Genomic DNA, 12,138 nt, shown 5'->3' with positions numbered 1-12,138 from the left:
GGCTCAGACGCCCTCGCCCTCCGCGACGGCCTTCATCGACAGGCGGATGCGGCCCTGCTTGTCGACCTCGAGCACCTTCACCTTCACCACGTCGCCTTCCTTGAGCTTGTCGCTGACCTTCTCGACGCGCTCGTTGGAGATCTGCGACACGTGCACCAGGCCGTCCTTGCCCGGGGCGATCGTCACGAACGCACCGAAGTCCATCAGCTTGGCGACCTTGCCCTCGTAGATCCGGCCCGGCTCGACGTCGGACGTGATCGACTCGATGCGCGCCTTCGCGGCCTGGGCGGCGGCGGCGTTGACCGAGGCGATGACGATCGTGCCGTCGTCCTGGATGTCGATCTGGGTGCCGGTTTCCTTGGTGATCGCCTGGATCACCGAACCGCCCTTGCCGATGACCTCGCGGATCTTGTCCGGGTGGATCTTCATCGTCAGCAGGCGCGGCGCGTACTCGGACATTTCCGAACGCGGCGTGCTGAGCGCCTTCGCCATCTCGCCGAGGATGTGCAGACGGCCCTGCTTCGCCTGGGCGAGCGCGACCTTCATGATCTCCTCGGTGATGCCGTCGATCTTGATGTCCATCTGCAGCGCCGAGATGCCGTTGGCGGTGCCGGCGACCTTGAAGTCCATGTCGCCGAGGTGATCCTCGTCACCGAGGATGTCGGACAGCACGGCGAAGTCCTCGCCTTCCTTGATCAGGCCCATCGCGATGCCGGCGACCGGCGCCTTGATCGGCACGCCGGCGTCCATCAGCGCCAGCGAGGAACCGCAGACCGAGGCCATCGACGACGAACCGTTCGACTCGGTGATTTCCGAGACGACGCGGATCGTGTACGGGAATTCCTCGATCGTCGGCATCACCGCCTGCACGCCGCGGCGGGCGAGACGGCCGTGGCCGATCTCGCGGCGCTTCGGACCCATCATGCGGCCGGCTTCACCGACCGAGAACGGCGGGAAGTTGTAGTGGAACAGGAAGTAGTCCTTCGACTCGCCTTCGACGGCGTCGATGATCTGGCTGTCGCGGGCGGTGCCGAGGGTCGTGGTGACGATGGCCTGGGTCTCGCCGCGGGTGAACAGCGCCGAGCCGTGGGTACGCGGCAGCACGCTGGTCTTGACCGAGATCGGACGCACGGTGACGAGGTCACGGCCGTCGATGCGGGTCTTGGTCTTCAGCACGCTGTCGCGCATCGTGCTGTATTCGAACTCGCCGAATTCCTTCGCCAGCTCGGCCGGGTTCCAGCCGTTGGCCTCGCACTGCGGCGCGAGTTCGGCCAGCACGGCCTTCTTGACCTGCTGGATCGCGTCGCGGCGCTCGAGCTTGTTGCGGATCTGGAACGCGGCGGCCAGGCGGTCGCCGATCGCGGCCTTCAGCGCGTCGATCGCGGCCTGGGCCTTGTCGGCCGGCTTCCAGTCCCAGCGGGTGACGCCGACTTCTGCTACCAGCTCGTTGATGGCGTTGATGACGGCCTGCATCTCGCGGTGGCCGAACATCACGGCGCCGAGCATCACCTCTTCCGACAGCTCGCGGGCTTCGGACTCGACCATCAGCACGGCGTTGGCGGTACCGGCGACGACCAGCTCCAGGTCGGAGGTCTTGAGGTCGGTGACCGACGGGTTCAGCTGGTACTGGCCGTTGGCGTAACCGACCTTGGCGGCGCCGATCGGACCGGCGAACGGAATGCCCGACAGCGCGAGCGCGGCGGACGCGCCGATCATCGCCGGGATGTCGCCGGGAACTTCCGGGTTCAGCGACATCACCTGGGCGATGACCTGGACCTCGTTGCGGAAGCCTTCCGGGAACAGCGGCCTGATCGGCCGGTCGATCAGGCGGGAGACCAGCGTCTCGCGCTCGGTCTGGCGGCCTTCACGCTTGAAGAAACCACCCGGGATGCGACCGCCGGCGTAGAACTTCTCGAGGTAGTCGACGGTGAGCGGGAAGAAGTCCATGCCCTCCTTCGCGTTCTTGTTGCCTACCGCCGTCACCAGCACGACGGTATCCGCCATCTTCACGATGACCGCACCGCTGGCCTGGCGGGCGATTTCGCCCGTCTCGAGCGTCACCTGGTGCTGGCCGTACTGGAACGTCTTGGTTACTTTCGCCACGTCGTATTCTTCCTGGGTATCTGTCGGATCTGGTTCCGCCGCGGGCCTTCCCGCGGCGGTTGTGCATTCGGGAACCCCCGAAATGCGACGCGGCGCACTCGGCGCCGCGTCGGGGTCTGTCGTCAGCGGCGCAGGCCCAGGCGCTCGATCAGCGACTGGTAACGCGCGGCGTCCTTCTTCTTGAGGTAAGCCAGCAGGCTGCGGCGCTGGTTCACCATCTTCAGCAGGCCGCGGCGGGAGTGGTGGTCCTGCTTGTGCGCCTTGAAGTGCTCGGTCAGCTGTTCGATGCGGGCCGAGAGCAGGGCGACCTGGACTTCCGGCGAACCGGTGTCGTTCGGGACGCGCTTGAATTCTTCGATGATCTTCGCGGAATCGATGGACATGTTGTTTTCTCTTGTGATGCGCAGCCTGCAGGAACGACGCCGGATCGCACGTCGCACCACGGGGCCCGCCGGTTGGGGATTGAAGCGGAAAAAAGCGCGCGAATTGTAGCCGAGGGCCGCCCCCGGGACAAGGAAAGCCCCCGTCCGGGACGTGAATCAGCGCACGAACAGGCGCTTCGGCTGCAGCCGGCCGCCGGCGTCGATCCGTCCCAGGCCCAGCGAAAGCCCGTCCTCGCCGGTTACGTTCACGACCTCGGTCTCGCCGTCGCCGGTGGCGATCACCTGACCCTGGGCGAAGCGGCGGGCGTCGGCCGGGTCCAGCACCCGCGCCGGAAAGCCGGCCAGGCCGGCCTCGATCGGCAGCAGCAGCGCGTCGAGCGCCGCCTCGTCGCCGGCGGCGGCCAGGGCCTGGAGCCCGTCCAGGGTCGACATCCGCGGCGCCGTGAAGGGCTCGACCCAGGTCCGGCGCAGCGCGGCGATGTGGCCGCCGCAGCCGAGGGCCTCGCCGAGGTCGCGGGCGAGGCTGCGGATATAGGTGCCGGAACCGCAGGTCACGGACAGCCGGAGCCGTGGCCCGTCGACGGCCAGCACCTCGATGTCCGCGATTTCGACCTCGCGCTCGGGGACCTCGATGGTCTCGCCGCGGCGGGCCTTGGCGTAGAGCGGCTCGCCGCCCTGCTTGAGCGCCGAATAGATCGGCGGGCGCTGGCGGATGCGGCCCAGGAAGGGCCGGCAGGCGGCCGCGACCGCAGCCACGTCCAGCGCCGGCACCGGCCGCTCGCGCAGCACCACGCCATCGGCGTCGTCGGTGTCGGTGGTGGCGCCGAGCACGACCTCGGCCGCGTAGGCCTTGCGGGCACCGAGGAGCAGGCCGGCGATCTTGGTGGCCTCGCCGAAGCACAGCGGCAGCAGGCCGGTCGCCAGCGGGTCGAGGGCCCCCGTATGGCCGCCCTTCTCGGCGCGGAAAAGGTGCCGGGCCCGCTGCAGGGCCTGGTTCGAGCTCAGGCCGCCGGGCTTGTCCAGCAGCAGGATGCCGTCGACGCGGCGGAAGACGGTGCGCGTGCGCGCCATACGCGGCGCGGCTCAGTCGTCGCCGCGACCGCTGCCTTCGGCGTCGTCGGCGTCGGCCGGCGGCGCCGGGTTGTCGCGCAACAGGCGCTCGATGCGCTCGCCCTTGTCCACCGAATCGTCGTAGTGGAAATGCAGCTCCGGGACGTGCCGCATGCGCACCGCCCGTCCGAGCTGGAAACGCAGTTCCGGCGCCAGTTCCTTCAGCGCCTTGACCGCCGCCGGGCCCTGCTCGCCGAGCAGGGCGGTGACGAACACCTTCGCGTGCGCCAGGTCGCGGGTGACCTCGACGTCGGACACGCTGACCGAGGGCAGCCCGTGCTCGCGCACCGCCTGGTGGACGATCGTGCCGATGTCGCGGCGCAGCTGCGCGGCGACCCGGTCGGTGCGGTGGAAGCTCTTCGTGGCCATGGTCGGGCTCCGCCTTACAGCGTGCGCTGCACCTCGATGCGCTCGAAGCACTCGATCTGGTCGCCCGGCTTCACGTCGTTGTAGGCCTTCACCGCGATGCCGCACTCGGTGCCGGACTTCACTTCCTCGACGTTGTCCTTGAAGCGGCGCAGCGACTCCAGCTCGCCTTCGAAGACCACCACGCCGTTGCGCAGCACGCGGATGGGCTTGTTCTTCCTGACCGTGCCCTCGACCACCAGCGAGCCGGCGACCGCGCCGAACTTCGAGCTGCGGAAGACGTCGCGGACCTCGGCGATGCCGATGATCTCCTCGCGCACTTCCTTGCCCAGCAGACCGGACGCGACCTGCTTCACCTGGTCGATGACGTCGTAGATGATCGAGAAGTAGCGCAGGTCCAGGCCGTTGCTCTCGATGATGCGGCGGGCGGTGGCGTCGGCGCGCACGTTGAAGCCGATGATCACGGCCTTCGAGGTCGCCGCCAGCGTGGCGTCGGACTCGGTGATCGCGCCGACGCCCGAGCTGATCACGTTGATCTTGATCAGCTCGTTCGACAGCGCCACCAGCGAATGCCGCAGCGCTTCGACCGAGCCCTGCACGTCGGCCTTGACCAGCAGGTTCAGCGTCGCCTGGCCGGCACCCTGCCCCATCTGGGCCATGATGTCTTCCATGCGCGAACCGGCCGTGGCGACCAGGCGCGACTCGCGCTTCTTGGCGTCACGCTGCTGCGCGACGTCCTTGGCGAGACGCTCGTCGGCGACGACGACGAAATCGTCGCCGGCGTCCGGCACGCCCGACAGGCCGAGCACCTGCACCGGGATCGACGGCTCCGCCGAATCGACCTGCTTGCCGTTCTCGTCGAACAGCGCACGCACGCGGCCGTAATGGGTGCCGCAGACCAGGAAGTCGCCCTTCTTCAGGGTGCCCTGCTGGACCAGCACGGTGGCGACCGGACCGCGGCCCTTATCGAGCGCGGATTCGATCACGGTGCCGGTGGCGCGGCCGTCGTACACGGCCTGCAGTTCCATCAGCTCGGCCTGCAGCGAGATCGCCTCGAGCAGCGCGTCGACGCCGTCACCGGTCTTGGCCGACACCGGCACGAACTGGACGTCACCGCCCCACTCTTCCGGCACCACCTCGAGCTTGACCAGGCCCTGCTTGACGTTGTCCGGATTGGCTTCCGGCTTGTCGATCTTGTTGACCGCGACGATCAGCGGCACCTTGGCGGCGCGCGCATGTTCGACCGCCTCGATCGTCTGCGGCATCACGCCGTCGTCGGCGGCGACCACCAGCACGACGATGTCGGTGAGCTTCGCACCGCGGGCACGCATCGCGGTGAACGCGCTGTGGCCCGGGGTGTCGAGGAAGCTGATGACGCCACGGTCGGTTTCGACGTGGTAGGCACCGATGTGCTGGGTGATGCCGCCGGCTTCGCCCGAGGCGACCTTGGTGCGGCGGATGTAGTCCAGCAGCGAGGTCTTGCCGTGGTCGACGTGGCCCATGATCGTGACGACCGGCGGGCGCGGGCGACGCTCGCCCTGCTCCGTCTCGACGTGCGCGACCAGCGCGACCTCGGCGTCGTCCTCGACCGTCTTGCTGGCGCGGTGGCCGAGTTCCTCGACGACCAGCACCGCGGTGTCGTGGTCGATCACCTGGTTGATGGTCGCCATCACGCCCATCTTGAACAGCGCGCGCACCACCTCGCCGCCCTTCATCGCCAGCTTCTGGGCGAGGTCGGAGACGGTGATGCTGTCGCCGATGAAGACGTCGCGGACGATCGGTGCGGTCGGGCGCGAGAAGCCGTGCGCGCCGGTGCCCGAACGCGACGGCTCCGGGCCGCGCATCCTGGTCTTCTTGCGGTTGCCGGCGGCGCCGCGGCGGGCGCGCTCGGAATCGGTGAGGTGCAGCTGGCCGGCGGCGAACCGGCTGGCCTGGCCCTCGTCGCCCTCGTTGTCGACCATCGCGTGCGAACCGCGCACGGCCTTGTGCTTCGGCGGCGTCTGCTTGGTGGCACCGGGGCGGGCGGGCGCGTTGCCCGGCGCACCGGCGCGGCTGGCCGGCTTGGCCGACGGCGGCGGCGGCGCGGCCGGCGCGACCTTCGGCGCGGCGCGGCGACGCGGCTCGTGCACGATGATCTGCGCCACCGGCGTGTTGTCGGCCGGACGGGCGGGCTTCGCCGGCGCGGCGACCGGTTCGGCCGGCGCGGCGACGTCCTCGCGCGCGTTTTCGGCTTCCGCCTCGGCCTCGGCGGCCTCGGCGGCCGCGACGGCGGCTTCCTCGGCGTGCTTCTTCGCGTCGGCTTCCTCGCGGCGGCGGCGGTCGGCCTCGCTCAGCGCGGCCAGTTCGGCCTGCTGCCGGGCCTTCGATTCCTCGAGCTTGCGCAGCGCATCGCTGCGCTCGTCGCTGGCGGGCGCCTCGACCTCGTCACGCTTGACGTAGGTGCGCTTCTGCCGGACCTCGACGGTGACCGTGGCCTTGGTCTTGCCGGCGCTGACGGTCAGCTCTTCCTGCTTGCGCCGCTGCAGCGTGATCTTCTTCGGCGCCGCGGCATCCGCCGGCTTGTCGTCCTTGCCGTGCGTACGGCGCAGGAAGCCGAGCAGCTTCATCTTTTCCGTGCTGCTGACCACCTGCTCCGGCCCGCTGAAGGACATGCCGGCGCCGGCCAGCTGCTCGAGCAGCTTCTCGACGGGCATTCCCAGCACTTTGGCCAGCGAACCTACGGTGACTTCAGACATGTGTCGGTGCTTCCTTGACTGCGCGGCGGGCGCGCGTGGTGTACGTACGGCGGGTTGCGGCGTTGCTCGTTACTCGAACCAGTGCTGGCGGGCGGCCATGATCAGCTTCGCCGCGCGTTCCTCGTCGACGCCCTCGATGTCGGTGAGTTCGTCGGTCGCCAGCTCGGCCAGGTCGTCGCGGGTGACGATGCCGCGGGCGGCCAGGGCATAGGCGGTCGCCTCGTCCATGCCGTCGAGCGACAGCAGGTCCTCGGCCGGCTTGTGCTCCTCGATGTCCTCTTCGACCATCAGCGCCTCGGTCAGCAGGGCGTCGCGGGCGCGGGCACGCAGTTCCTCGACGATGTCCTCGTCGAAGCCCTCGATCGCCAGCAGCTCGGCGGCCGGCACGTAGGCGATTTCCTCGACCGTGCTGAAACCCTCGGCGACCAGGATGCCGGCGATCTCTTCGTCGACTTCCAGCTTCTCCATGAACAGCGCGCGCGCCGCGGCCTGCTCGGCCTCGGACTTGGCGGTGACCTGGTCCTGGGTCATCACGTTGAGCTGCCAGCCGGTCAGGCGCGAGGCCAGGCGCACGTTCTGGCCGCCCTTGCCGATCGCCTGCGCGAGCTTGTCCTCGGCGACCGCGAGGTCCATCGAGTGCTTCTCCTCGTCGACGATGATCGACTGCACCTCGGCCGGCGCCATCGCGTTGATGACGAACTGGGCCGGGTTGTCGGACCACAGCACGATGTCGATGCGCTCGCCGTTGAGCTCGTTGCTCACGGCCTGCACGCGCGAGCCGCGCATGCCGATGCAGGCGCCGATCGGATCGGTGCGGTGGTCGTGCGCGAGCACGGCGATCTTGGCGCGGTCGCCCGGGTCACGCGCGGCGGCCTTGATCTCGACCAGGCCCTGGCCGACTTCCGGCACCTCGAGCTTGAACAGCTCGATCATGAATTCCGGGGCGGTGCGGCTGATGAACAGCTGCGGGCCGCGCTGCTCGGCGCGCACGTCCAGCAGGTAGCCGCGGACGCGGTCGCCGGGGCGCAGCACGTCGCGCGGGATCGCCTTGTCCTTCGGGATGAAGGCTTCGGCATTGCCGCCGAGGTCGACGTAGACGTTGCCGCGCTCGACGCGCTTGACGATGCCGTTGACCAGCTCACCGACGCGATCCTTCCAGGCGTCGACGACCTGCGCGCGCTCGGCCTCGCGGACGCGCTGCACGATCACCTGCTTGGCGGCCTGGGCGGCGATGCGGCCGAACTCGGCGTTCTCGACCTGCTCCTCGATGAACTCGCCGATCTGGATGTCGGCGACCTCGTCGACGGCGTCCATCATGCGGATCTGCCGGTCCGGCGACTCCATGACGACGTCGTCGGCGACAACTTCCCAGCGACGGAAGGTCTCGTAGCTGCCGTCCTTCGGGTTGATCGACACCCGCACGGCGACGTCCTGGTCGTGATAGCGCTTCTTCGCGGCGGAAGCCAGCGCGGCCTCCATCGCCTCGATGATCACGCCCCGCGGCACGCCCTTTTCATTGGCCACCGCTTCCATCACCAGCAACAGTTCCTTGCTCATCGTCTTGCAGCTCCGTTGAAGGCGGCAGGCCGCCCCGGGGGTTGATCAGGATTTCTTCTTCGCGGCGCCCTTGCCCGCCGCCGGCGCCTTGCCGGGCTTGGGCTGCGGCGCCAGGCCGAGCGCGACGAGGTCGGGGACCAGGCGCGCCTTCTCGATGTTCGCGTGGGCGACACGCATGTCGCCGGCGGTGTGCGCCAGCAGGATGTCGTCGCCCTCGACGGCGGTGATCCGCGCGGTGAAGCGGCGGCGGCCGTCCTGCGCCAGGCGCAGGGTCAGCTTCACTTCCTCGCCGATCCAGCGCCCGAACTGCTCCGGCGTGAACAGCGGCCGGTCGATGCCGGGCGACGAGACCTCGAGCGTGTACTGCGTGGAAATCGGGTCTTCGACGTCGAGCTGCGCCGAGACCTCGCGGCTCACGCGCTCGCAGTCGTCGATGTCGACCGGGCGACCGGGCGCGTCGATGTACAGACGCAGCACCGCGTCGTTGCCCGACGACGCCAGCTCCACGCCCAGCAGCTCCAGGCCGAGGGCGGCGACGGTCGGGGCGAGCATTTCGCTGATTTCGGACGCCTTCGCGGACATCGGGGCACCTGTGAAAGGAATGCGAATCCGCAACCGCGGAAAACAAAAAAGGGCCGTGAGGCCCTTTTCCGGTACTTCCTGGTTCCGGTATCCCCGGGTCGCGGAGCAGGCGACCCTGGGAAGAAGCCGGGCGCCGCTTCCTCGCGGTCGACGCCTTCTGCTGTGGTAGCGGGGGCAGGATTTGAACCTGCGACCTTCGGGTTATGAGCCCGACGAGCTGCCAGACTGCTCCACCCCGCATCAGCAGACGCGCATTATAGGGGCCGGGTCATCGCAGGCGCAAGCCTGCCGCGCGCGAAAACGTTCAGACCGGGAACGCGTAGCGGCACCAGGCGAGGATCCAGTTCGCGAACACGCCCAGCAGCAGCAGCGCCGAGGCGTTGACCACGAACAGCGCCCGCACCTGCCCGTCCGGATGCGGCGACGCGCCCTCGCCTTCCGGCTCGTCGAAGAACATCACCTTGATGACACGCAGGTAGTAGAAGGCGCCGATCACCGCGAACACGACGCCGACGATGGCCAGCCAGACCAGGCCCGCGTCGAGCGCGGCGCGCAGCACCTCGAGCTTCGCCCAGAAGCCGATGAAGGGCGGCACGCCGGCCAGCGAGGCCATCACGAACATCACCAGCATCGCGTGCAGCGGATGCCGCGCCCACAGGCCGCGGAAGTCGGCGATCTCATCGGCCTCGAAGCCGCGGCGCGACAGCAGCACGATCGCGCCGAACGCGGCGGCGGCGGTGACCGCGTAGACGATCGCGTAGAACATCGCCGCCGAATACCCCGCGGCACCGCCGTGCGCCAGGCCCATGAACAGGAAGCCGACGTGCGAGACGGTCGAATACGCGAGCATGCGCTTGAGGTTGGTCTGCACCAGCGCGACCAGGTTGCCGATGATCATCGACAGCGCCGCGAGCCAGGCGACCATCAGCTGCCAGTCGGCGTCGATCGGGCCGACGCCGGTTTCCAGCAGGCGGTAGGCGAAGCCGAACGCGGCCAGTTTCGGCGCCGAGCCGATGAACAGCGTCACCGCGGTCGGGGCGCCGTGGTAGACGTCCGGCACCCACATGTGGAACGGCGCGGCGCCGAACTTGAACGCGATGCCGACCAGCATGAACACCACGCCGACCAGAAGCAGGGTCTTGTCGCCGCTGGCCGAGACCGCGGCGCTGATCTCGTGCAGCTGCAGGCTGCCGGTGGCGCCGTAGACCATCGACATGCCGTACAGCAGCAGGCCCGAGGCCAGCGAGCCGAGCACGAAGTACTTCATCGCCGCTTCCGAGGAGCGGGCGTTGTCGCGGTCGATCGCCACCAGGCCGTAGGCCGCCAGCGCCTGCAGCTCGAGGCCCAGGTAGGCGGTCAGCATGCTGCCCGACGAGATCATCAGCATCATGCCGAGCGCCGAGAACAGCACCAGAACGTGGAACTCGCCCTTGAACAGGCCGCGGTCGACCAGCGAGGGCTTGGCGTAGACCAGCGCCATCGCCGACACCGCGTACACCGCCATCTTCAGCACGTCGCCGGCGGCGTCGCGCACGAACAGGTCGGCGAAGCCGTACACCGGCTGCATCGCGAAGTCGCGCGCGGTCAGCACCGCCGCGCCGGCGAGGATGAACAGCGCGAGGAAGTGGGTCAGCCCGCGGCGCTGGTCCGACAGGAACAGGTCGACCATCAGCAGCGCGAACGCGGCGCCGCAGACGAAGATCTCCGGCACCAGCGGCGTCAGGTCGGCGAGGGTGGGCATCGGCAGGGCCATCGTTTTCCCTTACAGCTTGGTGGTGGCGATCTGCGCGAGCAGCTGCGCGATCGGGGCTTCCATCAGGTCGGTCAGCGGCTTCGGATAGACGCCGAGCGCGATCGTGAACAGCGCGAAGGTGCCGAGCACCAGCGCCTCGCGGCGGTTCATGTCCTGCAGCGCGGCGACGTTGGGGTTGGCGATGTCGCCGAACACCACGCGCTTGACCATCCACAGCGTGTACGCGGCGCTCAGGATCAGCGTCGTCGCCGCCGCGAAGGCGACCCACACGTTGTGCTGGAACGAGGCCAGCACGACCATGAACTCGCCGACGAAACCGGACGTGCCCGGCAGGCCGGAGTTGGCCATCGCGAAGAAAACGAAGAAGGTCGCAAACCAGGGCATCGTGTTCACGATGCCGCCGTAGTCCCTGATCATGCGGCTGTGCAGGCGGTCGTAGAGCACGCCGACGCAGGAGAACATCGCGCCGGAGATGAAGCCGTGCGAGATCATCTGCACCATCGCGCCCTGCAGGCCGAGCTGGGCGGCGTCGCCGGCCTGCAGCTCGCGCACCAGCGCGAAGGCGATGAAGGTGCCGAGGGTGACGAAGCCCATGTGCGCGACCGAGGAGTACGCGATCAGCTTCTTCATGTCCTCCTGGACCAGCGCCACCAGGCCGACGTAGATCACGGCGGCCAGCGACAGCGCGATCACCAGCCAGGCCCACTCCTGCCCGGCGTCCGGCACGATCGGCAGGGTGAAGCGCAGGAAGCCGTAGCCGCCGATCTTCAGCATGATCGCCGCCAGGATCACCGAGCCGCCGGTCGGCGCCTCTACGTGCGCATCCGGCAACCAGGTGTGCACCGGGAACATCGGCACCTTCACCGCGAACGCGGCGAGAAAGGCGAAGAACAGCCACATCTGCTCGGTCGCCGACAGCGGCAGCGCCGCGAGGTCGGAGATCATGAAGCTGCCGCCGCCCTGCTCCACCGTGCGCAGGTACAGGTAGACCAGCCCGATAAGCATGAACACCGAGCCGAGGAAGGTGTACAGGAAGAACTTGATCGACGCGTACACGCGCCGCGGGCCGCCCCAGACGCCGATGATGATGAACATCGGGATCAGCATGCCCTCGAAGAACACGTAGAACAGCGCCGCGTCGAGCGCGCAGAACACGCCGACCATCAGGCCTTCGAGGATCAGGAACGCGGCGAAGTACTGGTGCGCGCGCCGCTCGACCGAGGTCCAGGCGCCGATCAGCACCAGCAGGCTGCAGAGCGTGGTCAGCGCGATCAGCGCGATCGAGATGCCGTCGACGCCGAGCGCGTAGCGGATGTCGAACGCCGGGATCCACGGCACGTTCTCGACGAAGCGCATCTGCGCCGAGGCGTAGTCGTGGCCGGGGAAGAGCAGCAGGCTGACGGCGAAGGTCAGCGCGGCGATCAGCACCGCGAAGCTCTTGCCCAGGTTCGCGCGCGAGTCGCCGAACGCCAGCGTGATCACGCCGCCGAGGATCGGCAGCCAGATCAGCACGCTCAGCAGGGGCCAGGTCACTTGCATGGAGTCTTCC

General features: G+C 68.8%; 9 protein-coding genes and 1 tRNA gene. All 10 read right to left on the bottom strand.

What is annotated here, in order from left to right; all coding sequences use genetic code 11:
* Positions 1 to 3: 3 nt before the first annotated feature.
* The 10 genes from pnp to K311_RS0100880 all read right to left on the bottom strand — a co-directional run bounded on the left by pnp (position 4) and on the right by K311_RS0100880 (position 12,128).
* A complete protein-coding gene (gene pnp, locus K311_RS0100925) occupies positions 4 to 2,103 on the bottom strand; it encodes a polyribonucleotide nucleotidyltransferase (protein WP_026815753.1) in 2,100 nt (699 codons plus the stop codon).
* A 122-nt stretch (positions 2,104 to 2,225) separates the two neighbouring features.
* Positions 2,226 to 2,486 (bottom strand): 30S ribosomal protein S15, encoded by a 261-nt coding sequence (gene rpsO, locus K311_RS0100920; RefSeq protein ID WP_026815752.1) that lies wholly within the window; start codon positions 2,484 to 2,486, stop codon positions 2,226 to 2,228.
* A 156-nt stretch (positions 2,487 to 2,642) separates the two neighbouring features.
* A complete protein-coding gene (gene truB / locus K311_RS0100915; protein WP_026815751.1) occupies positions 2,643 to 3,557 on the bottom strand; it encodes a tRNA pseudouridine(55) synthase TruB in 915 nt (304 codons plus the stop codon).
* A gap of 12 nt (positions 3,558 to 3,569) precedes the next feature.
* On the bottom strand, positions 3,570 to 3,965 hold the full coding sequence (rbfA, locus tag K311_RS0100910) for a 30S ribosome-binding factor RbfA (protein WP_026815750.1): 396 nt from the start codon (positions 3,963 to 3,965) through the stop codon (positions 3,570 to 3,572).
* A gap of 14 nt (positions 3,966 to 3,979) precedes the next feature.
* Complete coding sequence (infB, locus tag K311_RS0100905; protein WP_026815749.1) at positions 3,980 to 6,697, bottom strand: translation initiation factor IF-2; 2,718 nt, start codon at positions 6,695 to 6,697, stop codon at positions 3,980 to 3,982.
* Positions 6,698 to 6,766: 69 nt separating this feature from the next.
* Positions 6,767 to 8,254 carry a transcription termination factor NusA gene (gene nusA, locus K311_RS0100900; RefSeq protein WP_026815748.1) on the bottom strand — a complete coding sequence of 496 codons (1,488 nt, stop codon included), beginning with the start codon at positions 8,252 to 8,254 and terminating at the stop codon, positions 6,767 to 6,769.
* A 45-nt stretch (positions 8,255 to 8,299) separates the two neighbouring features.
* Entirely contained in the window at positions 8,300 to 8,836 is a 537-nt protein-coding gene (gene rimP / locus K311_RS0100895) for a ribosome maturation factor RimP (protein ID WP_026815747.1), read from the bottom strand.
* A 163-nt stretch (positions 8,837 to 8,999) separates the two neighbouring features.
* A tRNA-Met gene (locus K311_RS0100890) sits at positions 9,000 to 9,076 on the bottom strand.
* Positions 9,077 to 9,140: 64 nt separating this feature from the next.
* Positions 9,141 to 10,583, bottom strand: a complete 1,443-nt coding sequence (gene nuoN, locus K311_RS0100885) for an NADH-quinone oxidoreductase subunit NuoN (protein ID WP_026815746.1) — start codon at positions 10,581 to 10,583, stop codon at positions 9,141 to 9,143.
* Between the two features lie 15 nt (positions 10,584 to 10,598).
* Complete coding sequence (locus K311_RS0100880; RefSeq protein WP_043797632.1) at positions 10,599 to 12,128, bottom strand: NADH-quinone oxidoreductase subunit M; 1,530 nt, start codon at positions 12,126 to 12,128, stop codon at positions 10,599 to 10,601.
* Positions 12,129 to 12,138 lie beyond the last annotated feature (10 nt).

Source organism: Arenimonas composti TR7-09 = DSM 18010 (assembly GCF_000426365.1).
In the GTDB taxonomy this organism is placed as follows: Bacteria; Pseudomonadota; Gammaproteobacteria; order Xanthomonadales; family Xanthomonadaceae; genus Arenimonas; species Arenimonas composti.
Note: the sequence above shows the minus strand (reverse complement) of the source record. Positions and strands in the feature narration are given on the sequence as shown.